This window comes from Pseudarthrobacter sp. PH31-O2 (genome assembly GCF_030063265.1).
GTDB lineage: Bacteria > Actinomycetota > Actinomycetes > Actinomycetales > Micrococcaceae > Arthrobacter.
The window spans coordinates 330,232-352,161 of record NZ_JASIST010000002.1 but is presented as its reverse complement, the minus strand read 5'-3'; the positions used below and the strand labels follow the sequence as shown (position 1 = coordinate 352,161).

Genomic DNA, 21,930 nt, shown 5'->3' with positions numbered 1-21,930 from the left:
ATCAGTGAAATGAGGGGATGTGCCGGTGACCGGCCCCAGCCAGACCAGCCAGACCAGCCAGCGCAGCCAGGCGAAGGAATTCCGGCGCCAGGCCTTGCTGTCCGCGGCCGCCGCGCTGTTCGCGGCGGAGGGCTACCACCGTGTGTCGCTCGAGGATCTCGGGGCTGCGGCGGGCGTCAGTGGCCCGGCCGTCTACCGGCACTTCGCCGGCAAGCAGGCCGTCCTCGGCGCGCTTTTGTTGAGCGTCAGCCAGGACCTGCTGTCCGGCGGCCGCAGCGTCGTGGCAGCATCCGGGGACGCCGCGACCGCGCTGGAGCGACTGGTGGCCTTCCACGTTGACTTCGCCCTGAGCCGCCCCGACGTCATCCGGGTCCAGGACCAGGATTTCAGCAACCTGGCCACCGCGGACCAGTCGGAGGTCCGTATGCTCCAGCGCAGCTACGTGGAATTGTGGGTGGAAGTTCTCGCCGCGCTGCATGCCGGCACGGAATCGGCAGAATTGCGCCTGCGCGCCCACGCCACCTTCGGACTAATCAACTCCACACCCCACTCGGTCCGGGGCCACGGACGCCCGATGGCCGCAAAACGGGCCCGTCCGTTGCTGGAAAGCATGGCGCTCGCAGCGCTCCTGGCGCCGGCGGCCGGGGCGGTTACGGATCAGGGTTAGCGCGGCACCGTCGCCCGCGCCCAGGTACGTGCGGATCCGGCGCCCAGGGTGCGCCTTCCGCACAGCGGCCATCCGGACGGGGCCATCCGAACAGGCCATCCGGACGGGGCCATCCGAACAGGGCCATCCGGATAGCGATTACATGTGATTCACAGTGCGTTTTAACGGTTCAGAGTGCTGTGATTTTAGGTGCATTCCGTACGCGATTTGTTGTGGCTAACCCTTTGACTTAGCAAGTGATTATTGCCGTTTAACAAGTAGTGGTTCGCAGATTTACACGTACCGGATGCGCACCATCCGTGCACTCGACGGCAGGAATCGGGTAGCGGCCACTCGGGCCGGAGCGGCTCCCCGGGCGTAAATTTCCAAGCATCGGAAGCTCAGCCCACCAACAGGAGCCGCTGAATAATGGGTGCAGTCCAGAATTCGAAGCCGCTGGAAAGCCTGGTAATTCACCTGTGCAGCCAGCCACGAACGCGCCGCAGCCCGGCGGACAACAGCGTCCGTGGCGGGCGGCGATGACCACGCCGGGGACACCCGACGGCGCGCAGAAAGCCTACCGGGATGCGGTAAGTATGGAGGTTCCTGCGCTGGTGCAGGCGCTCTCTGACTTGATTGGGTTGCGCCTTGTGGCCCAGATCGGCGCAGTCAAGGAAACCCGCGCCGTGCGTCAGTGGATAGCCCACGAGCGGTCCCCCTCGGCACCCACTGTGAAACGGCTGCGGGACACGTACCAGATTGCCCGTTCCCTGACTGAGTCGTGCAGCCCGGAGGTAATTCAGGCCTGGTTCGACGCGATGAACCCGCTACTGGGCGATTCGTCGCCCGCACGGCTGCTGCGCGACAGCGAACGCGACGACACCGCCGTGCGGGTGCTCACCGCCGCCCGCAGTTTCGCTTCCGGTTCCGGGTAGTGACCGGATCCGGGGCTGCTCCCCGCCAATACTGCCTGCCCGGCCCGCCCCCCGACTACCTGAAAGGCTGATCCTTATGGAACCTGGTGAGCGCTTCACGGCCGGGCACCTGCACCGGATGTCCCCCGGGGACGCGGAACAGTCGGCAGCCGGCGTGCCCGGGCGGATACCGCCGGCTGCTCCGCTGCGGCATGCCGACGGTGCTGCCAACGAATTGTCGGCCGCACTGTGGGAAGAACGCCGGCATCTGGCTGCTGTGCTCGCGGCCCTGCACCAGGCGGATTCCCTGCCGCCGGGTGGAACACCGGAGCGCAGCGCGCTGTTGCTGGAACTCAGAACGGCCGGGCTGGCCCGGGACATTGCCGCCCGGGTATTGGCCAGCGCGTGGGGCATGCCGGACGACACCCCGCTCCCCGAACTGATCCTGGGCGCTCCAGACGGTCCATGGCCGTTTATCTTCGGCTCCCATCTGGACGCTATCCGGGACCTGGTCAGCCGGATCGACGGCGTTCAGCAGCACCTGTCAACCGATCCGCAAGGCCCCGACGGCGCGCGGCCGCTTTCCCGCGAAAATTCGGCCCCTGTTCCGCGCCAGCTGCTGCGTTTCCTGGGCGGCCCGGCGCCGTCCCCGGACCAGCGCTAGACCATCGCCAGTACCATCGCCGGATCGGTGAGAATAGTCCCGAGATCCTGCAGGAAACGCGAACCCTGCTCGCCGTCGACCAGCCGGTGGTCGAAAGAAAGACTCAGTGTCATCACTTGGCGCAGCGCGACGTCATCCCGGTACTCCCAGGGCATCTTCCGCACCGCACCGAGCGCCAGAATTGCTGCCTCTCCCGGGTTCAGGATGGGAGTACCGGAGTCGATGCCAAAGACACCAATATTCGTGATGGACATCGTCCCCCCGGACAGGTTGGCCGGACTCGTTTTGCCGGACCGCGCCGTGTCCGTCAGCTCCGTCAACGCGGCGGAAAGCTCCAGCAGGGACATCCGGTCGGCATCCTTGATGTTCGGCACTGTCAGTCCGCGCGGGGTAGCTGCCGCGATGCCCAGGTTCACGTAGTTGTACTGGACGATCTCCTGGTTCGCTTCGTCCCAGCGGGTGTTGAGCGTCGGGTGGTTCTTCAGTGCGATGAGCACGGCCTTGGACACCAGGGTCAGCGGAGTGAGCTTGTAGCCGGCAAACGCCCGGCTGGCCTTGAGCTTCGCCAGCAGTTCCATGGTCGGGGTGACGTCGATGGTCAGGAACTCCGTGACGTGCGGCGCGGTGAACGCGCTGGAGACCATCGCGGCGGCAGTGAACTTGCGCACGCCCTTGATCGGCGTCCGGGTTTCCCGCTCACCCCGGCCCGGGACCACGTCCTGCTCGGACGCCCCGGCCAGGCCACGGCCCGCCACCGGCAAGTCCCCGCCGCCGGCGAAGTTGCGGACATCATCGCGGGTGATCAGCCCAAACTCCCCGGTGCCGGTGACCGCAGCGAGATCAACGCCGAGATCCCTGGCCAGCTTGCGCACCGGCGGTGTGGACCGTGGGCGTTCGGCGGAGTCCGAAGCGGCAGGCCGGGTCTCGACGGGTTGGTCCACCGGCAGCACCGGCACGGCCGGGACCGGTTCGAGGACCGGGGCGGACCGGACGTGCTGGACGGCGGCTGAGGCAACCGGGGCGGCGAAGTTCCGGGCGCGGCGCGCCGGCCGGCCCGAGGCTTCCAGGACGGCGCCGTAACCGACGAGATTCGGTTCGCGCGCGGCAGGTGCGGTTGCCCCGTCGGCGGCTGCCTCGCCGGCGTCGGCCTCCACTTCGAAGGAAACGATCGCTTTGCCCACCTCGACGACGGTGCCGGGCTGTTCGTGCAGCACGGTGATAACGCCGGCGAACGGCGAGGGGAGCTCGACGACGGCCTTGGCAGTTTCCACTTCCGCGATGATCTGGTTGAGCGCGACGGTATCTCCCACCGCGACTCTCCACGCGACGATTTCCGATTCGGTCAGACCTTCACCGAGGTCCGGGAGCCTGAATTCCTTGATCATGGTGGCGCTCATCCTTCCAGTCCGCTCAGGGAGTTGTGGCGGCCCAGGGCACGGTCGACGCCGTCCAGGATGCGGTCCAGTCCCGGGAGATGGTGCATTTCAAGCTTTGAGGACGGGTAGGGGACGTCGAAGCCTGTTACCCGGACCGGGGCGGCCTCGAGATGGTAGAAACAGCGTTCGGTGATGCCCGCGGCGACTTCGGCGCCGATTCCGCCGGTCTGGGACGCTTCGTGGGTGATAACGAGCCGGCCGGTCTTCCGGACCGAGGCCTCCAGGGTTGCGAAGTCCAGCGGGGCCAGTGAGCGCAGGTCGATGACCTCGATCGAAATACCCTCGTCCGCCGCGGCGAGGGCGGCGTCTTTGGCAGTCTTGACCAGCGGGCCGTAGGCCACGAGGGTGACGTCTGTGCCCACGGTGACCACCCGGGCCTTTTCCATCGGCAACGCGGCAGCGGGCTCCAGGTTTTCGTCCACCTCGCCCTTGTCGTGGTAACGCCGTTTGGGCTCGAAGTACAACACTGGATCATCCGAGGCGATGGCCTGCTGGATCATCGTGTAGGCGTCCTGCGGGTTGGACACGGAGATCACACGCAGGCCCGAGGTGTGCGTGAAATAGGCCTCGGGTGATTCGGAATGGTGTTCCGGGGACCCGATGCCGCCGCCGAACGGCACCCTGATGGTAATGGGCATCTTCACCGCACCCTGGGTGCGGTAGTGCATCTTGGCGACCTGGCTGACGATCTGGTCGAACGCCGGGTAGATAAAACCGTCGAACTGGATTTCCACCACCGGGCGGTACCCGCGGTAGGCCAGGCCTACGGCTGTGCCCATAATGCCGGACTCGGCCAGCGGGGTGTCCACAACACGGTGCGTGCCGAAATCCTTCTGCAGCCCGTCGGTGACGCGGAAGACACCGCCGAGGGCGCCGATGTCCTCGCCCATGAGGATCACCTTGGGATCATTCTCGAGGGATTTGCGCAGGCCCGAATTGATGGCTCGGGCAAAGGTCATCTGCGTCATCAGCGTGCACCTTCTTCAGAAGCGGCCTCTGCGGGATCGCCGAAGGAAGCCAGGTAACGGGAATAGTGGTCCTGCTGGCGCTCCAGCGGGGAATGCGGGGTGCTGTAGACGTGTTTGAAGATGTCCATCGGCGCCGGCTCCGGCATGTTGATGGTCCCGGACCGCAGCGCTTTGGCCACCGCATCCGCCTTGGCGGCGACGGCGGTTTCACGTTCCGCGGTGAGCAGTCCCGTGCGGTCAAGCAGTGACTTCAACCGGGCGATCGGGTCCTTCGCGGCCCAGTCCTCGAGTTCGTTGGCGTCCCGGTACTTGGTGGGGTCATCGGCCGTGGTATGCGGACCCATCCGGTAGGTGACGGCCTCGATGAAGGTAGGACCGCCGCCGCGGCGCGCCCGGTCGGTGGCGATCCGGGTTGCCGCCATCACGGCCAGGACGTCGTTGCCGTCTACCCGCATGCTGGGGATGCCGAACCCTGCAGCACGGTCCGCGATCTGGATGTGGGACTGCAGCCGGACCGGCTCGGAAATGGCCCAGTGGTTGTTCTGGCAGAAGAAGATCACCGGGGACTGGAAGCTGGCGGCAAACACCAGGGCCTCGTTGACGTCACCCTCACTCGTGGCACCGTCACCGAAGTACGCCACGGCGACTGAATCGGCGCCGTCGTTCTGGATTCCCATCGCGTAGCCGGTGGCGTGCAGGGTCTGGGCGCCGATGATGATCTGCTGGGTTGCGACGTTGACTGTGTAGGGGTCCCAGCCCGCTAGCGCGTTGCCCCGCCAGGCCTTGACAATGTCCTCCGGGTTGACGCCCCGGCAATAGGCGACGCCGTTGTCGCGATAGCTGGGGAAGACGAAGTCGTCGTCGCGGAGGGCACGGGCAGAGCCGATCTGGGACGCTTCCTGGCCCAGCAGCGGGGGCCACAGGGCCAGCTCGCCCTGGCGCTGCAGGGCGGTTGCCTCGGTGTCGATCCGGCGGATCACCACCATGTCCTCGTAGAGCGACCCGAGCTGCTCGTCACTGACGTCCTGGACCCAGGGGTCGAACTCCGGATGGCTGACGCGTTCACCCCCGGGGGTGATGAGCTGGAGGAGGTCCCCGCCCGAGCGCCTGTTTGATTCTGCACTGTTTCCGGGGCCACCGGCGGAAATGCCGCCCTTGCCCGCGTCGTCGGTAAACACAGTTTTCCGCACCTTCTGACGTCGTCTGACCGGAACTTTCGGGACTCGTGATCCCGGTGTGCGCCAGCCGCCCGGGCGCCGTTGCCCCGGATAGTTGTGACCCTACTCACAACTCTCATTGGGTACAACCGGCTGCACGTTAATTGAGCATTCTGCACTGCCGGGCCGCAGTGGACCGTGCTAATCTTGCGCACTATGCAACCCTTGGATGGCACCGACACCCGCCTGCTTTCTGCCCTGGCGCGGGACCCCCGCAGGACCGTGGTTGCGCTGGCACAGAAGCTGGGTCTCTCACGGAATACCGTGCAGGCCCGGATGGCCCAGCTGGAGAATAAACACGTATTCCTCTCCTTTGAGCGCCGCATCAATCCGGCCTCGCTGGGCTACCCCCTGATGGCATTCATTTCGGTGCACGTCCAGCAGCAGAAGCTCGGCCAGCTGGCGGTGGAATTGGCTGACATCCCGGAGATCCTGGAGGGCTTCGGCCTCACCGGATCGGCCGACCTGCTGCTGCGGGTCGTGGCGCTCGATGCCGAGGATCTGTTCCGGATCAACGGAAAGATCCTGGCTTGCGGCGGTGTGGACCGGACGGACACCGCGCTGGCCATGAGCGAGATGATCCCGTTCCGGATCCAGCCGCTGCTGGAACGCGGCTCAGCCGACGGCTGACATTTCCGACGCCGGGTTCCCGCCCGGAACGCCGCCGGCTTGGCACGATCACACAGGAAGAGCCCCCGTGCGGATGGCACGGGGGCTCTTGGCCTTGCCGGCCGGCGACGTTCCGCCGGCTGTTGATGACTAGTGGTCGGTGGCCTTTTCGGCGCCCACCCCGGTGAGGGAGCGGACTTCCATTTCGGCCTGCTTGGTGGTGTCTTCCAGATTCTTGTCCAGCACCGAACCGATCCAGCCCAGGATAAACGCGAGCGGGATGGAGACGATGCCTGGGTTGCTGAGCGGGAAGATCGCGAAGTTGGCGCCCGGGATCATGGACGTCTTGGCACCCGAGACCACCGGGGACAGCGCGATCAGGATGATCGCCGAGCCCAGGCCGCCGTACATGCTCCAGATGGCGCCTTGGGTGGTGAACTTGCGCCAGAACAGCGAGTACACGATGGTGGGCAGGTTGGCCGAGGCAGCCACCGCGAAGGCGAGGGCCACAAGGAATGCGACATTCTGGCCGTTGGCGAAAATGCCGCCGGCGATGGCCAGCAGGCCGATGACCACCACGGTGCGGCGGGCGACCTTGACTTCGGTGTCGGCGTCGGCTTTGCCCTTGGCAATGACGCTGGCGTAGATGTCGTGCGCGAACGATGCCGCCGCGGTGATTGTCAGCCCGGCGACGACGGCCAGGATGGTGGCGAAGGCCACCGCGGAGATAAAGCCGAGCAGCAGCGGTCCACCCAGGTGGAATGCCAGCAGCGGTGCTGCCGAGTTGACCCCGCCGGGGGCGGACTTGATCGTGTCAGCGCCCACGAGCGCAGCGGCGCCGTAGCCCAGGACCAGGGTGAACAGGTAGAACACGCCGATCAGCCCGATGGACCAGACCACGGACTTGCGGGCTTCCTTGGCGGTGGGAACCGTGTAGAAACGCATCAGCACGTGGGGCAGGGCCGCGGTACCAAGCACCAGGGCCAGGCCCAGGGACATAAAGTCGAGCTTGGAGGTCTCGGACTTGCCGTACTGCAGGCCCGGGTTGAGCATGTTCGGGTTGCCCGAGGTTTCCACCGCTCCACCGAGCAGGTCGGAGAGGTTGAAACCGTAGATGGCGAGGACCCAGAAGGTCATCACGGCGGCACCTGCGATCAGGAGCATGGCCTTGATGATCTGGACCCAGGTGGTGCCCTTCATACCGCCGATCAGTACGTACATGATCATCAGGGCGCCGACGACGATGATCACCAGGGCCTGTCCGCCCCAGTCGCTGATGCCCAGCAGCAGGGAAATCAGGCTGCCCGCTCCGGCCATTTGTGCGAGGAGGTAAAAGAAGCAGACGGCGAGGGTGGAGATGGCTGCCGCAATCCGCACCGGGCGCTGCTTGAGCCGGAAGGAGAGCACATCGGCCATGGTGAACTTGCCGGTGTTGCGCAGCAGCTCAGCGACGAGCAGCAGCGCGACGAGCCACGCGACGAGGAAACCGATTGAGTACATAAAACCGTCATAGCCGTTGATGGCAATGGCCCCGGTGATGCCCAGGAAGGAAGCCGCCGAGAGGTAGTCGCCGGCGATGGCGGTGCCGTTCTGCGGGCCGGTGAAGGACCGTCCGGCCGCGTAGTAGTCTGCGGCCGTTTTGTTATTGCGGCTGGCCTTGATCACGATCACCATGGTGATTGCCACAAACACCGCGAAGATGCCCATGTTGAGCAGGGTGGTGTCCTTGAGATCCGCAACGTTGACTGCGGGAACCATAAGCGTCATTTTGTTACTCCGGTGATCTGGTTGCCGTTTTTATCGAATTCGTGGCCTTCGATTTCGTGGCGGATTTCTGCGGCGATCGGGTCGAGCCGGCGGTTTGAGTAACTGACGTACCAGCCGGTGATAGCGAAGGTGGTCACGAACTGCGCCAGCCCCATGACCAGGCCAACGTTGATGTTGCCCCATAGCTTGATGGACATAAACCCTGCCGCGTAGTCGGCTAGCAGGACGTAGGCGAAGTACCAGAGCAGGAAAGCAATGGCCATCGGAAAGACAAAGCTGCGGTGACGTTTGCGCAGTTCCTGGAACCGCTCGGTCGACTGGACTTCCTTGAAGTCCACGGCCGCCGCGGCGTCCGTATTTTGGGCTTCGTGACCCATCGTTCCTCCTCATTGAGAGATTTGAGTCCACACCGGCTGCCCTGGCCTGCTCCGAACAGCCCTCCGGCCAATGTGACTGCAATCACTGTCTCCCGTGACGTGCCTTACATGCCAGAACCGTAGTACCGTGCGTCGCTCAACGGTCGGGATGCTGCGCTCAGCGGTGCCGGCAGGACCGTCGGGAGCCTCACCTGCCCCTGCCCGTCCTGCGCCGCGATACGCTGGGCCCATGCCCGACTCTCCGCTGTTCATCACCGCCGCCATCGCCGTGATCGCGGCGGCGATCGCCGTCGTCGTCGCCGTCGGATTAAAGGTGCTCCGCTCCTTCCGGGAGCTTGGCACCGACGCGGAGCGGGCCACCTACAAGACGCTGCATACGGCGTCGCGCGCCGGCCAGCACCTGCGGACGGGGCTTAACCCTGCCGGTGCCGCGAAGGCGAGCCGGCAGCTGCGCAACCTGCTGGGCTGCGACGCGCTGGCGATCACCGACGCTGCCGGCGTGCTCGCGTGGGACGGTGCCGGCGAGGAGCTTGAGCCGCTGCTGATGGAGCTGGCGTCCGGCGTGCTCGCCGGCGGCCACACCGCTGTGATCCCGGCGGGTGAACTGCAGGAACTTGCACAAAACAAGGGCTCCGTGAGCACCCGGCCGGAGGTGGAACGCGCCGCGGTGATTGCCCCGATCAAGGCCGGGGCCCGGGTAGTGGGCGTCGTGGCCGCTTTTGCCCCGGCGGCCGGCGCAGGGCTGGTCCGGGCCACCAGCGAAGTAGCCGACTGGGTGGCCACGCAGGTGGAGCTGGCCGAACTCGACGCCTCCCGCACGCTCCTGATGGAGGCAGAGGTGCGGGCACTCCGGGCCCAGATCAGCCCGCACTTCATCTACAACTCGCTGAACGCGATCGCTTCGTTTATCAACACCGACCCGGTCCGGGCCCGTGAACTGGTGGTGGAGTTCGCAGATTTCACCCGCTACTCCTTCCGCCGGCATGGTGACTTCACCACCCTCGCCGAGGAACTGCGCTGCATCGACCGTTACCTGCTGCTGGAGCGGGCCCGGTTCGGCGACCGCGTCCAGGTGAGCCTCCGGATCGCCCCCGAAGTGCTCAGCACCGTCATCCCCTTCCTGAGCCTGCAGCCGCTGGTGGAAAACGCCGTCCGGCACGGTCTCGAAGCCAAGGAGGGCCCCGGCCACATCGCCATCACGGCGCACGACTCCGGCGCCTTCGCCGAGGTGACCATCGAGGACGACGGCGTGGGCATGGATCCGGACCAGCTGCGGACTATGCTCGCCGGGCACGGCGAGGGAGACCATGTTGGGCTGCGCAACGTTGACGCCCGGCTGCGGCAGGTTTACGGCGACGACTACGGGCTGGTCATCGACACGGCGCCCGGGGAAGGCACCTTGATCACGATGCGCGTGCCTAAATCCCAGCCTCGCCACGACGCCTGACCGGGACCCAAATGCCGTCGGCAGTAGTCTTGAGCCATGATTAACGTCCTCGTCGCCGACGACGAGTTGCCCGCCGTTGAGGAACTTGCCTTCCTGCTCGGCCGGGATGACCGAATCGGCGCTATCTTCCGGGCTTCCTCCGGTGCCCAGGCTCTGCGCGCCCTCGAGGCCGAGGAGGTCGACGCCGTCTTCCTCGACATCCACATGCCCGCGGTCTCCGGCCTGGATATCGCCCGCGTCATCGCCCGCAGCAGCAAGCCTCCCGCGATCGTTTTTGTCACGGCCGACGAGGACTGCGCGCTGGAAGCGTTCGAGTTGGCCGCCGTCGACTATCTGCTCAAACCCGTCCGGGCCGAGCGGCTGGCGAAGTCGATAGGCAGGATCAGCGAGTTGCTCAAGGACGGCGCACCGCGGCCGGAAATGATCACCGTTGACCTCGGCGGCACCACCAAGATGATCCGCCGCGAAGACGTCACCTATGTCCAGGCCCAGGGAGACTACGCCAGGCTGCATACCACCGACGCAAGCTACCTCATCCGGGTACCGCTGGCCGATCTGGAACAGCAGTGGGCCGAAGCCGGGTACCTGCGCATCCACCGTTCCTACCTCATCGCGCTCAAGCATGTCAGCCACATGAAACTCGCGGCCGCCCGGCCGAGCGTCACCGTCGCGGGGGCCGAACTGCCCATCAGCAGGCGGCATCTGCCCGCGGTGCGGGAAAAACTTGAGGCGACCCGAATCCGTCCCCAGTCATGACCCGGGTCCGAGTCACAGCGCCCCGCAACACCACACCCGGCGCCGGCTTACCGCCGGCTGCACTGCCGGGCGCCGATTCGCGCGACGCCGCGGAGGAATCCGATGCTGGGCAGGTTTTTGTCCGTTCGCTGATCCGCTCGCAGTTGCGGCTTGCGGTGGTGGTGGCCGCAGGCTTCCTGCTGATCCTGGTTGCATTCCCGCTGATGCTGGGTCTGGTCCCCGGCCTCGCTGACTCAACGATCCTGGGCCTGCCCTTCGACTGGGTGCTGCTCGGCGCCGGGATTTATCCGGTCATCGGGCTCAGCGCCTGGCTGTATGTCCGGACGGCGGCCAGGAACGAGGCCCGCTACCGGGATCTCGTCGGAGACAAGTGAGGCACCCGTGAACCCCGTCGTTGGCATCGCGGCCTTTGCCGCCGTCTCGCTGGCCACAGCCGCCATCGGCTTCTATGGGCTGCGGATCTCGCGCACCACCGGGGATTTTTATGTGGCCTCCCGTACTGTCCGGCCCTGGTGGAACGCCTCGGCGATCGGCGGTGAATATCTTTCGGCGGCGAGCTTCCTCGGCGTCGCCGGACTCATCCTGCTCTCCGGCACGGACGCGCTGTGGTTCCCGGTGGGGTACACGGCCGGATACCTGATGTTGCTCCTTTTTGTCGCCGGCCCGCTTCGTCGCTCCGGTGCGTACACCATTCCCGATTTCACCGAAGCGCGGCTCGACTCCCGGGTGGTCCGCAGCGTCACGAGCGTCGTCGTTGTGGTGGTCGGCTGGCTGTACATCGTTCCGCAACTCCACGGCGCGGCGCTGGCCATCCGAATTACCACCGGGCTGCCCTCTTGGGTAGGGATGGTGGCGGTGGTCGCCGTCGTCTGCGTCACCGTGGTGTCCGGTGGAATGCGGTCCATTACCTTTGTCCAGGCGTTCCAGTACTGGCTGAAACTGACGGCACTGGCAGTGCCCATCCTCTTTGTCTTTTTTGTGCTGGCGGACTCCGGGACACCGGCTGTGGCCCCGGCACCCGCGAACCCGACGGGCGCGGCGCCGGCGGGGCTTTACCAGAACGTCTCGCTGCTGGTCGCGCTGCTGTTCGGGACCCTCGGGCTGCCCCACGTACTGGTGCGCTTTTATACCAACCCCGACGGGCAGTCGGCCCGCCGCACCACCCTGATAGTGCTGGGTTTGCTGTCGGTCTTCTACCTCTTCCCGACGGCGTACGGGCTGATCGGCCGGATGTTCGCGCCGGAGTTGGCGCAGAGCGGCCAGGCCGATGCCCTGGTGCTGCTGCTTCCCCGGGAGCTTGTGGGCGGCATGGCCGGTGATCTGTTGTCCGCCCTTGTGGTGGCCGGGGCTTTTGCCGCGTTCCTGTCCACGACGTCCGGACTGGTGGTTTCGCTCGCAGGCGTGATCAGCCAGGACCTCTTCGGCGGCAGTGTCAAAGGCTTCCGGCGGGCGGCAGTGCTGTCGGCAGTGGTCCCGCTGGGAATCGCGTCGATGACGGGTTCCCTTGCCCTTGCCGGCAGCGTAGGGCTGGTTTTTGCCTTCACCGCATCCACACTGTGCCCGGTGCTTCTGCTGGGCATTTGGTGGCGCGGGCTGACCGACGCCGGGGCGATCGCCGGTATGACCGCAGGGTCAGTGTTGTGCGGCGGGGCGATGGTGGCGGGGTCCGTGCTGGGCGCCCGGGGTACCCCCGATTGGCTGGCGCAGCCGGCGGCCTGGACGGTGCCGGCCGCGTTTGCCGTGATAATCCTGGTTTCCCGGGCCACCCGGAACAGAGTGCCGCGGACCGTCACCCGGCTTATGACGCGCCTGCACACCCCTGAGCGGCCGCTGGTCACGGAGCGCTGAAAACGCTCAGTCGATTGCGGCCATTAGCTCTACGGCCCGGTCCAGGAAAGCGTCCACCTGGTTTTCCTCGTAGCCATCCTTGCCGACGGCGGGGCGGAAGACAGCTCGGCGGACATTGTCCACGCTCAGCGGCTTGTCTTTTTCCAGGTAGCCGATCAGCGCGTGGCACAGGTCATCCACGTCGCTGGTGTTGTAGCTGCGGGCTTTGACCTTCGCCGGGCGCCGGAAGCGCTGGCCGTCGGGGCGGTGCAGCCGGCCACGGAGCATTCCGGCGAGCCGGCCGATCTCGCGGAGCCAGGCGTCCTCGCCACGTTCGAGGACAAGCTCGTCGCGTTCCCGCACGGCGAGGGCGTCCTCAAGCCGGTCCAGGGCCGCGTCCACGGCTGCTGCAGCATAGCCGGCCTTAACGGGGTCAAAGGAGACGGCACGGACATCGGCGCTCTTGACCGGCCGCCCGGCGGACCGGGGAGATTCGAAGGAAACCCGGGCGCGCTGCATAAACTGGTCCACCTGCTTGGCGTTGTAGCCGTACTGGTTCCGCTCCACGCGGTCAAAAGAAGCAGGAATCTGCCGTTGAATGTCCACTGTAACTGTTGTTCCTTCAATGCCGTTCGGCTGGTTTGCCCGGCCCCATTCTAGGGGCCGGAGGGTGGAAGATTGACAGCCTCACGCGCCGGCAAAGAGTGAGTAAAGGATAAACGCCGCCGGGGAAGCGAAGACGATCGAGTCCAGCCGGTCCATGACCCCGCCGTGCCCGGGCAGGATACTGCTCATGTCCTTGATCCCCAGTTCGCGTTTGACCATGGACTCGGAGAGGTCCCCGGCTGTTGCTGCGGCCACCATGCCCGCAGCCAGCGCCGCACCGAACCACCAGGGCTCGTCCAGCACGTAGACGGCGGCGAGCACCCCCACAAGCGTGGCACCGGCGATGGACCCGGCGAAGCCCTCCCAGCTCTTTTTGGGACTGATTTTCGGTGCCATCGGGTGCTTGCCGATCGAAGCGCCGACGAGGTATCCGAAGGTGTCATTCGCGACCACCAGCAACAGCAGGGTGGCAATCTGCCAGGCGCCGGGGGGAATGAGGCCGTCCGGCCAGAGCCCCACCGGCGTTTCGCCCGCCACGGTATGCAGCGGCAACACGGCGAAGCTGATCATAAACGGGATCCAGGCCAGGGTGAAGACTCCGGCGAAGATGCTCCGCGCGGAACCGGCGGCACCGTCCAGGGACCGCCACAACAGCGCCGCTACGCTGCTGAGCATCATGGCGAACAGGAGGCTCTCGACGCCGCCAAAGTAGGAGGATACGGGCATCGCCGCGGTGCCGATCATCACCGGGACGATCGGCACCCTGGTGCCCGAGGCTTCCAGCGCCCGAAAGACTTCCCAGACGCCGAAAACGCCAAAGGCCGTGACGATCAGGACAAAACCCAGCGGCAGGAACAGCAGCCCGCCCAGGACAAAAAAGAGCATCCCAAGACCCACCACAATCGCGGCGGGTAGATTCCTGCCGGCTTTCGGCGTCGGGTTTGTCCGCTGCTTCCGCCGAACCCGGATATCAGCTCCGGGTTCCCCCTGTTCCTGCGTCATTAGACCTCGAGCAGCTCGGCTTCCTTGCGCTTGAGCAGATCATCGATACCGTCGACGTGGGCCTTGGTCATGGCGTCGAGTTCTTTTTCGCCGCGGTTGCCCTCGTCCTCGCCGGCTTCGCCGTCCTTGACCAGCTTGTCCAGCGTTTCCTTGGCTTTGCGGCGGATGTTGCGGATGGACACCTTGGCATCCTCACCCTTGGTCTTGACGATCTTGACGTATTCCTTGCGGCGTTCCTGGGTGAGATCGGGGATGGTGATCCGGATGACGCTGCCGTCATTGGAGGGATTGGCGCCCACCTCGGAGTCGCTGAGGGCACGCTCGATCTCGCGCAGTGCGCTCTTGTCGAACGGCGTGATCAGGATGGTGCGGGCATCCGGGATGGCAAAGGAAGCCAGCTGCTGCAACGGCGTAGGCGAACCGTAGTAGTCCACCAGGACTTTGTTGTAGAGGCCCGGGTTGGCGCGGCCAGTGCGGATCGAGGCGAAGTCTTCCTTGGCTACCTCAATCGCCTTGTCCATCTTTTCCCCGGCTTCGAGCAAGGTTTCTTCGATCACGATCTCTCCTCAGAAATTGGTACACCCGCCACTGGCGGGGTGCTGTTGTGTTCCGACTACTTCCCCGCACTGCGGGGGCGGAACTGTCCTCGAAACATCCTAGCCGTTGCTAGGGACTGACGACGGTGCCCAGGTCCTCGCCCAGAATGGCGCGGGTGACGTTGCCATCACCTTCCATCCCGAACACCACCATGGTGAGGTTGTTATCCTTGCACATGGTCATGGCCGTCTGGTCCATCACACGGATGTCCCGGCGGAGGGCTTCGTCGTAGCTGAGGTGGTGCAGCTTCTCGGCCGTGGGGTCTTTCTTCGGGTCCGCCGTATAGACGCCGTCGACGCCGCTTTTGGCCATCAGGACGACGTCGGCGTGGACCTCCAGGGCGCGCTGGGCGGCCACTGTGTCGGTGGAGAAGTACGGCAGGCCCGCACCGGCGCCGAAGATGACAACACGGCCCTTTTCCATGTGGCGGATGGCGCGGCGCGGAATGTACGCCTCAGCGACCTGGCCCATGGTGATGGCGCTTTGGACCCGGGTTTCGACGCCGGCCTGCTCCAGGAAGTCCTGGAGGGCCAGGCAGTTCATCACCGTGCCAAGCATGCCCATATAGTCGGCCCGGGACCTGTCCATGCCGCTCTGCGAGAGTTCGGCTCCGCGGAAAAAGTTTCCGCCACCGACGACGATGGCAACCTCGACGTCGGGCACTGCCGCGGCGATCTGCTTGGCCACGCCGCGGACGGTATCCGGGTCAACGCCGAGCTTGCCGCCCCCGAAGACCTCGCCGGAGAGCTTCAACAGGACACGGCGCCTGCTCTTCTTTGGCTGGGCTGAAGTGGTGACGGTTTCCATGGTGCCTTCCCGTTGGTGAGCTCTGAGCTAGGTTATCGTGCCCGGGGCCAAAGGCGTGACTCGCCCCGGGCCAGGATTCGCCCGGGGGTCACCAGGGCGCGTGCAGGGTGCATAACACTGGGCCTGCATACAAAAGGGGTGGCCACCGCAGTGGCCACCCCTTTTGCGTGTCTGACGAGGGTCAGACGGGTGTCTGGCTAGGAACCGACGCGGAAGCGCGTGAACGCGGTGCCCTTGACGCCGGCCTCGGTGAGGACCTGCGCAACAGACTTCTTGGCGTCTTTGGCGAACGACTGGTCAAGGAGGACCTCGCCCTTGTAGAAACCGGTAACCCGGCCTTCCACAATCTTGGTCATTGCTGCCTCGGGCTTGCCTTCAGCCTTAGCCGTCTCTTCGGCGATGCGCCGCTCCGACTCAACGAGCTCGGCCGGCACATCCTCGCGGGAAAGGTAGTTCGGGGACATCGCGGCGATGTGAACGGCGACGTCGTGGGCTGCGGTGTCTGCCGTCTCGCCTTCGCCGTCAACTGCGAACAGGACGCCGACCTGGGCCGGGAGATCCTTGGAGGTCTTGTGCAGGTAAGCGTCGACCGTGGCACCCTCAACGCGGGAAATCCGGCGGACAACAACCTTCTCGCCCAGCACGGCGCCCTCTTCGATAACAACCTCGGAGAGCGGCTTGCCGTCAACTTCGGTGGCCAGCAGGGTCTCGAGGTCGGCGGCGCCGGACTCGACTGCAACGGCCAGAACCTTATCGGCCAGCTGGATGAACTTGTCAGCCTTCGCGACGAAGTCCGTCTCGCAGTTGACTTCAATCATTACGCCGACGCCGCCGGCGACCTTGGCAGCAACCAAGCCCTCAGCGGTGGAACGGCCTTCGCGCTTGGTAGCGCCCTTGAGGCCCTTGATGCGGATGATTTCGATTGCCTTCTCGGCATCGCCGTTGGCCTCGTCAAGAGCCTTCTTGACATCCATCATGCCGGCGCCAGTGCGCTCGCGCAGAGCCTTGATATCAGCGGCAGTGTAGTTCGCCATGTGAACCCCTCTGTCTAGAAATTATGGGTGGTGTACGGACCGACAGGACGGCAGCTCACCAGGTGAGCCGCCATCCTGTCAGTTCCCCTGCGCTGCGGAGAGCGTGCGGGGAGATCCGAATTTATTTGTCTGACTACTTGGCTTCGTCGGCCGCAGCAGCGTCGGCAACCGGCGCCTCTTCAGCAGCAGCAGCTTCGGCAACCGGTGCGGCTTCAGCAGCAGCTTCGGCAACCGGTGCGGCTTCAGCAGCAGCAGCAGCTTCGGCAACCGGTGCGGCTTCAGCAGCAGCAGCAGCTTCGGCCTTGTTGCCTTCGAGGAGCTCGCGCTCCCACTCGGCCAGCGGCTCTTCGGGAGCTTCCGTGGTGCCGGTGGCGCGCTGGTTGCGGGCGATGAGGCCTTCAGCAACGGCGTCGGCAACAACGCGGGTCAGCAGGTTGACGGAGCGGATGGCGTCGTCGTTGCCCGGGATCGGGAAGTCGACTTCGTCGGGATCGCAGTTGGTGTCCAGGATGGCCACCACCGGGATGTTCAGCTTCTTGGCTTCGTCGACAGCAAGGTGTTCTTTCTTGGTGTCAACGATCCACAGCGCGGACGGCGCCTTGGTCAGGTTGCGGATACCACCGAGGTTGGTTTCCAGCTTGGTCAGTTCGCGGCGAAGGAGCAGCAGTTCCTTCTTGGTGTACGCCGAACCGGCGACGTCGTCGAAGTCAATCTCTTCGAGTTCCTTCATGCGCTGGATGCGCTTGGAGACCGTCTGGAAGTTGGTCAGCATACCGCCAAGCCAACGCTGGTTGACGTAGGGCTGGCCCACGCGGGTGGCCTGCTCGGCGATGGATTCCTGCGCCTGCTTCTTGGTGCCAACGAAAAGAACGGTGCCGCCGTGTGCAACGGTGGCCTTCACGAACTCAAAGGCACGGTCGATGTAGGACAGCGACTGCTGCAGGTCAATGATGTAGATGCCGTTGCGCTCCGTGAAGATGAAACGCTTCATCTTCGGGTTCCAACGGCGGGTCTGGTGTCCAAAGTGGACGCCGCTGTCAAGCAGCTGGCGCATAGTTACGACGGGCATGCCGGCGCTCCTTCCGGCAGGTCATTCATGAGAGAGCCCATGGGATCTCTTACCCTGCCACTAGTTGACGGTTGATTAGCAACACCCAGGCGGGCGGTGCTCCTGGCATCCACTGCGCTTCTTCTCCGAACCACTGGCCCGGACCGAAAGAGGCGCAGTCCAGCTCATCTGAAGGGTTTAAGCTTCCAATAAGCCGGGCTGGATACGCGTAGTCAGCGCTGCTTCCCCGCACCCCTGAATGAGGCGTGCCGGCCTGAACAAGTACCTTGCTCAAGCGTGAGGGCACAGCAAACTGCTCCACCAAGTGTACTACAGGGACGGTGTAAAACCGGACGGCTTCCCCGCACCGGGAGGGGCTGCGGGCGAGCCCGAAACTTGCCGCCCGGGGCCCTATGCCTGGTGGCCGGCGGGTTGCGGATTTGAGGTCGCCGCGGCCGAGGAGCCGCCGTACGGGAGCCCCGGCTGCGCTATCCACATAACACCCGGCAGCGCTTCCTTCGGTCCGGGGGCGGTTGCAGGCTTGGAACATGAAACGTCGGATGCATCGCGCCGCCCTGTTCGCCGTTGTGTTGGCCATCTCCCCCGCGGCGGCCGCCGCCGTCCCGGGTCCCGCCGGCGGTCCTGCCGGTGGCAGTCCTGCCGCCAGCAGTCCCGGGGTGGCCGCCGGGTGGAGCTGGCCGCTGCACCCCGCCCCTGCCGTCCTGCGCGGCTTTGATCCGCCGGCGAAGCCGTGGCTGGGCGGCCACCGCGGGGTGGATCTTCAGGCTTCGGACGCGGACGCCCCGGTCACCTCGCCGGCCGCCGGCCGGGTGAGCTTTGTCGGCATCGTTGTGGATCGTCCGGTGATCACCGTGGATCACGGCAATGGGCTCAGAAGCAGCTTCGAGGCGGTGCGCAGCGATTTGAAGGATGGTGCCGCCGTCGCGGAGGGAGCTGTCCTGGGCTGGATCCAGCCCGGCCATTGCACGCCGGGACCGTGCGTCCATTGGGGAGTCCGACGCGCCGATAGTTATCTTAATCCACTGGCCTTCGTGACCGACCTGCGGCCTTCCGTCCTGCTCCCCCCGTTGGACCCCACCCCCGGATAAGGGTCAAGCCGGCACCCGACGGACCAGGGCCCCGTCCGGATCAGGGGATGCGTCCGCCGGACGGGGTTCGGCCGCCGGACGGGGATGCGGCCGCCGGGGCAGCACGCCTGCACCGACGAGCTTGGCGCAGGTGGCTTCGCGCGCTGGCTAGACGATCGCGGAGATGCCTGTGATCGCTCGGCCGGTGACGAGGGTGTTGATCTCGTGGGTGCCCTCGTAGGAATAGATGGCCTCGGCATCGGAGAAGACCTTGGCCATCTCATAGTCGGTCACAATCCCGTTGCCGCCGAGAATGCCGCGGCCCAACGCCACACTCTCACGCATACGTGCGGTGGTGAACGCCTTGGCCAGGGCAGACTGCTCGTCCTTGGCCTGGCCCAGGTCCTCCAGCTGGGAGAGGCGGACCATCATACCCATCGAGCTGACGGCGTTGCCGAGAATCTGCACGAGCTGGTGCTGCACCAGCTGGAAGGAAGCGATCGGACGCCCGAACTGGCTGCGTTCCACAGCGTAACGGCGCGCCACGTCGAAGGCCGCGAGCTGCTGGCCCACCGCCTGCCAGGCAACGGCAAGGCGGGTGACCTTGAGGACCTTGTTCGTGTCGCGGAAGCTGTTGGCGTTCGCGAGCTTGAAGAATTCCGGCACCACTACGTTCTCTAGGGTGATGTCGGCGTTCTGGACAGTGCGCAGCGAGATCTTGTTCTCGATCTTAGTGGCGCGGTAGCCTTCAGTCTTAGTGTCCACCAGGAAACCTTTCACCTGGTTGTCGGCAAGGTCCCGGGCGTAAATAACCACCCAGTCCGAGAACGTGGCGTTGCCGATCCAGCGCTTTGCTCCGTTCAGGATCCAGCTGTCTCCCTCCCGGCGTGCAGTCGTTCTTGTGCCGCCTGCAACATCGGATCCGCCGAGGGGCTCGGTGAGGCCAAAAGCGCCGATCTTTTTGAGCGAATAGATGTCCGGTAGCCACGCGTCCTGCTGCTCCTGTGAGGCCAGCGCCTCAATGGACCCGGTAAAGAGTCCGTCATGGACGCCCATAAACGTGGCAATGGACGTGTCAGCGCGGGTTGCCTCGGCGTGCATAATTCCCGCGAAGAGGTTGGAGTACCCCTGCCGCCGGACCGGGCTGACCAGATCAATCTCGGCAAGCTTAGGAATCAGGTCCATCGGGAATTCCCCGCGGTTCCAGCAGTCAACGGCGATCGGTTTGACTTCGCGGGCCAGGAACTCCCGGACCTCCGCGAGCCGGTCCCGCTCCTTGCCGCTGAGCAGCTGCTCGAACGCGAAGAAGTCGCCGTCGGCGTAGGGGAGGTTTTTGATGTCGATGTCAGCTTTGGACATGGTGTTCCTTCACGTGGGATCAGCAGCGGCCAGGATGGCGCGGGCGTTGCGCGGCAGGATGTTACTCACGAGTAACTTACCGCACCGCTCGGGAGCACCGCAAGTGACGCAGGCCATAGCTCAGTGCAGGAGAGGTCATACTTTCATCCCGTACCAAGCTGCCGGTGACGGAGCCAGGCAAAGAGAGGCCGCGCGGAAGCGGGCAATCAACAGGGGCCGGGCAGTCGAGAGGGGCCGGGCAAAAACAGGAGCCGTGGCTGGCGCTGTCACGCCGGCCACGGCTCCCGTGGATGCGGGCCCGGCAGGGTCCCGCTTAAAGGTAGGGCTACTCGGACTTGAACCGAGGACCTTAGGATTATGAGTCCCGCGCTCTAACCAGCTGAGCTATAGCCCCGTGGGCCAGGAAAACGTTTCCGGCCTGAGGGCCGTTCGCTTTCCGGGCAAAATCACTCTAGCAATAGTAGTGTCCCGGATCAGACAACGAGGTCGTCGTAGCTCGCGCCACGGTAAAGGTCTTCGAAGCACCGGAGGGTGCGTTCGAGGCTGTGGCTTTCCACCATTCCCCGGCTCGCCTTGCCCATCGCCGCCAACTCGTCCGCGGGCAGCGACAATACCCGGACCATCTTGGCTGCCAGGTCGTCACTGTCATTGGGTGTAAACAGGTAGCCGTTCTCGCCGTCGTGCACCAGGTGCGGCAACGCCATGGCGTCGGCCAGCAGGACCGGGGTGGAGGCCGACATCGCTTCCAGCGTCACGAGGGACTGCAGTTCGGCCGTGCCGGGCATGCAGAATAGATCCGCCGCCTGGTAGGCCTTGCGGAGATCGGCGTCACTGGCCAGCCCGAGGAACTTCACCCGCCCCTGCAGGCCCAACCGCGCAACCTGCGCCTCAAGGGCCGGGCGCACTTCGCCGCCGCCGACAATCTCGAGGTGAACGTCAAGTTCCTTGGGTGTCTTCGCAACAGCATCGATGAGGACGTCAATGTGCTTTTCCTCGGCCAGCCGGCCCACGAACAGTGCTGTGGGGCTGGCGTGGCGCACCAACTCCTCGCCGGGTTTGAGTTCGTAGGCGGCGGAGTCGATGCCGTTGGAAAGCGGCAGCACCTTGCGCAGGAAGGCGTGCTCGTGCATTGCCTGGGCGGCCAGCGGGGTCGGGGTGGTGACGACGTCGGCCTGGCCCATGACCTTCCCCATGTCCTTCCAGGAAATGCGCCCCACAATGTTCTTGAACCACTGCGGGAACGGCAGGAACGGGTTCAGGTTCTCGGGCATAAAGTGGTTGGTCGCCACAACCCGGATGCCGCGTTTGAGTGCCTCGTAGAGCACATGCTCGCCGATCATGTAGTGGCTTTGGATGTGCACCACATCTGGCTTGATCCGGTCGAACAGCAGGCTGATTTCCTTTTTGATCTCCCAGGGGAACGTGATCCGGAAGTATTCGTGCGTGGGCACTGAGTGCGAGCGGATCCGGTGGACCGTACCTTCCTCGCAGAATTCGGTGTAACTCCCGCCTGTGTCCGGGCGGCAGGCAAGGACGTGAACGTCGTGACCGCGTGCCTTCATGCCCTTGGCCAGGCGGTAGCCGAACATGGCAGCGCCATTGACGTGGGGCGGATAGGTGTCCGCGGCAATCAGGATGGTCAGCGGGTGCTGGTTGTCAGGCATGGTCACGTGGAGAGCTCCTGGTGGTCACGGTGAGGGCAGCTGGGTTGGGGGTGGCCGGCTGGCCAACGGCAGAGGCGTACCTGGCCTGCTGCTGAGT

Annotated in this window: 22 protein-coding genes and 1 tRNA gene; 9 read left to right on the top strand and 14 right to left on the bottom strand. The window is 65.2% G+C overall.

The annotated features are described in order from the left end of the window. The first annotated feature begins 25 nt into the window (after positions 1 to 25). The 3 genes from QMG72_RS05460 (at position 26) to QMG72_RS05450 (ending at position 2,224) form a co-directional block, all read left to right on the top strand. Positions 26 to 667: an SACE_7040 family transcriptional regulator gene (locus QMG72_RS05460; protein ID WP_283479923.1), complete on the top strand. Its 642-nt coding sequence runs from the start codon at positions 26 to 28 to the stop codon at positions 665 to 667. A gap of 458 nt (positions 668 to 1,125) precedes the next feature. Next, positions 1,126 to 1,581: a hypothetical protein gene (locus QMG72_RS05455; RefSeq protein ID WP_283479921.1), complete on the top strand. Its 456-nt coding sequence runs from the start codon at positions 1,126 to 1,128 to the stop codon at positions 1,579 to 1,581. Positions 1,582 to 1,657: 76 nt separating this feature from the next. Next, the gene (locus tag QMG72_RS05450; protein WP_253033263.1) at positions 1,658 to 2,224 is read left to right on the top strand and encodes a hypothetical protein; all 567 of its coding nucleotides are present in this window, start codon (positions 1,658 to 1,660) and stop codon (positions 2,222 to 2,224) included. Here the strand turns inward: QMG72_RS05450 and QMG72_RS05445 are convergent. From QMG72_RS05445 to pdhA, 3 genes are read right to left on the bottom strand one after another with little or no spacing between them, the layout of a single operon-like run. Beyond that, positions 2,221 to 3,621, bottom strand: coding sequence for a dihydrolipoamide acetyltransferase family protein (locus tag QMG72_RS05445; RefSeq protein ID WP_253033264.1), 1,401 nt, complete (start codon positions 3,619 to 3,621; stop codon positions 2,221 to 2,223). The genes QMG72_RS05450 and QMG72_RS05445 overlap by 4 nt on opposite strands. Continuing rightward, positions 3,618 to 4,628, bottom strand: a complete 1,011-nt coding sequence (locus QMG72_RS05440) for an alpha-ketoacid dehydrogenase subunit beta (RefSeq protein ID WP_226774249.1) — start codon at positions 4,626 to 4,628, stop codon at positions 3,618 to 3,620. Before QMG72_RS05440 ends, QMG72_RS05445 begins: the two co-directional genes overlap by 4 nt. After that, complete coding sequence (gene pdhA, locus QMG72_RS05435; protein WP_283479920.1) at positions 4,628 to 5,806, bottom strand: pyruvate dehydrogenase (acetyl-transferring) E1 component subunit alpha; 1,179 nt, start codon at positions 5,804 to 5,806, stop codon at positions 4,628 to 4,630. Before pdhA ends, QMG72_RS05440 begins: the two co-directional genes overlap by 1 nt. A gap of 195 nt (positions 5,807 to 6,001) precedes the next feature. Here pdhA and QMG72_RS05430 point away from each other — a divergent pair, with 195 nt between their 5' ends. Further along, positions 6,002 to 6,475, top strand: coding sequence for an Lrp/AsnC family transcriptional regulator (locus QMG72_RS05430; protein WP_283479919.1), 474 nt, complete (start codon positions 6,002 to 6,004; stop codon positions 6,473 to 6,475). Positions 6,476 to 6,604: 129 nt separating this feature from the next. On the opposite strand, the gene QMG72_RS05425 is transcribed toward QMG72_RS05430, so the two are convergent. Next, a complete protein-coding gene (locus QMG72_RS05425; RefSeq protein ID WP_253033266.1) occupies positions 6,605 to 8,221 on the bottom strand; it encodes a monocarboxylic acid transporter in 1,617 nt (538 codons plus the stop codon). Beyond that, entirely contained in the window at positions 8,218 to 8,598 is a 381-nt protein-coding gene (locus QMG72_RS05420) for a DUF485 domain-containing protein (RefSeq protein WP_226774253.1), read from the bottom strand. Before QMG72_RS05420 ends, QMG72_RS05425 begins: the two co-directional genes overlap by 4 nt. A gap of 229 nt (positions 8,599 to 8,827) precedes the next feature. Here QMG72_RS05420 and QMG72_RS05415 point away from each other — a divergent pair, with 229 nt between their 5' ends. Genes QMG72_RS05415 through QMG72_RS05400 form a run of 4 tightly spaced genes read left to right on the top strand, consistent with a single transcriptional unit; the run spans position 8,828 to position 12,649 of the window. Then, positions 8,828 to 10,045, top strand: a complete 1,218-nt coding sequence (locus tag QMG72_RS05415) for a sensor histidine kinase (protein ID WP_253033267.1) — start codon at positions 8,828 to 8,830, stop codon at positions 10,043 to 10,045. 36 nt (positions 10,046 to 10,081) lie between these two features. Further along, positions 10,082 to 10,801, top strand: coding sequence for a LytR/AlgR family response regulator transcription factor (locus QMG72_RS05410; protein WP_253033268.1), 720 nt, complete (start codon positions 10,082 to 10,084; stop codon positions 10,799 to 10,801). Continuing rightward, a complete protein-coding gene (locus QMG72_RS05405) occupies positions 10,798 to 11,175 on the top strand; it encodes a DUF485 domain-containing protein (protein WP_226774256.1) in 378 nt (125 codons plus the stop codon). Before QMG72_RS05410 ends, QMG72_RS05405 begins: the two co-directional genes overlap by 4 nt. Positions 11,176 to 11,182: 7 nt before the next feature. Further along, complete coding sequence (locus tag QMG72_RS05400) at positions 11,183 to 12,649, top strand: sodium/solute symporter (RefSeq protein WP_283479918.1); 1,467 nt, start codon at positions 11,183 to 11,185, stop codon at positions 12,647 to 12,649. Between the two features lie 6 nt (positions 12,650 to 12,655). On the opposite strand, the gene QMG72_RS05395 is transcribed toward QMG72_RS05400, so the two are convergent. The 6 genes from QMG72_RS05395 to rpsB all read right to left on the bottom strand — a co-directional run bounded on the left by QMG72_RS05395 (position 12,656) and on the right by rpsB (position 17,743). Beyond that, positions 12,656 to 13,234: a DivIVA domain-containing protein gene (locus QMG72_RS05395; protein ID WP_253033270.1), complete on the bottom strand. Its 579-nt coding sequence runs from the start codon at positions 13,232 to 13,234 to the stop codon at positions 12,656 to 12,658. A gap of 81 nt (positions 13,235 to 13,315) precedes the next feature. Next, positions 13,316 to 14,236 carry a phosphatidate cytidylyltransferase gene (locus QMG72_RS05390; RefSeq protein ID WP_283479917.1) on the bottom strand — a complete coding sequence of 307 codons (921 nt, stop codon included), beginning with the start codon at positions 14,234 to 14,236 and terminating at the stop codon, positions 13,316 to 13,318. Further along, the gene (gene frr / locus QMG72_RS05385) at positions 14,236 to 14,793 is read right to left on the bottom strand and encodes a ribosome recycling factor (RefSeq protein ID WP_226774260.1); all 558 of its coding nucleotides are present in this window, start codon (positions 14,791 to 14,793) and stop codon (positions 14,236 to 14,238) included. Before frr ends, QMG72_RS05390 begins: the two co-directional genes overlap by 1 nt. A gap of 109 nt (positions 14,794 to 14,902) precedes the next feature. After that, positions 14,903 to 15,640 (bottom strand): UMP kinase, encoded by a 738-nt coding sequence (gene pyrH, locus QMG72_RS05380; protein WP_226774261.1) that lies wholly within the window; start codon positions 15,638 to 15,640, stop codon positions 14,903 to 14,905. Between the two features lie 197 nt (positions 15,641 to 15,837). Next, the gene (gene tsf, locus QMG72_RS05375; protein ID WP_283479915.1) at positions 15,838 to 16,674 is read right to left on the bottom strand and encodes a translation elongation factor Ts; all 837 of its coding nucleotides are present in this window, start codon (positions 16,672 to 16,674) and stop codon (positions 15,838 to 15,840) included. Positions 16,675 to 16,807: 133 nt separating this feature from the next. After that, positions 16,808 to 17,743 (bottom strand): 30S ribosomal protein S2, encoded by a 936-nt coding sequence (gene rpsB / locus QMG72_RS05370; RefSeq protein ID WP_283479914.1) that lies wholly within the window; start codon positions 17,741 to 17,743, stop codon positions 16,808 to 16,810. Positions 17,744 to 18,270: 527 nt separating this feature from the next. Here rpsB and QMG72_RS05365 point away from each other — a divergent pair. After that, positions 18,271 to 18,831 carry a M23 family metallopeptidase gene (locus QMG72_RS05365; RefSeq protein ID WP_283479913.1) on the top strand — a complete coding sequence of 187 codons (561 nt, stop codon included), beginning with the start codon at positions 18,271 to 18,273 and terminating at the stop codon, positions 18,829 to 18,831. 147 nt (positions 18,832 to 18,978) lie between these two features. Here the strand turns inward: QMG72_RS05365 and QMG72_RS05360 are convergent, their stop codons facing one another. The 3 genes from QMG72_RS05360 to QMG72_RS05350 all read right to left on the bottom strand — a co-directional run bounded on the left by QMG72_RS05360 (position 18,979) and on the right by QMG72_RS05350 (position 21,839). Continuing rightward, positions 18,979 to 20,169 (bottom strand): acyl-CoA dehydrogenase family protein, encoded by a 1,191-nt coding sequence (locus tag QMG72_RS05360; protein WP_283479912.1) that lies wholly within the window; start codon positions 20,167 to 20,169, stop codon positions 18,979 to 18,981. A gap of 320 nt (positions 20,170 to 20,489) precedes the next feature. Beyond that, positions 20,490 to 20,563 (bottom strand) — tRNA-Ile (locus QMG72_RS05355). A gap of 79 nt (positions 20,564 to 20,642) precedes the next feature. Next, entirely contained in the window at positions 20,643 to 21,839 is a 1,197-nt protein-coding gene (locus tag QMG72_RS05350) for a glycosyltransferase (RefSeq protein ID WP_253033275.1), read from the bottom strand. Positions 21,840 to 21,930 lie beyond the last annotated feature (91 nt).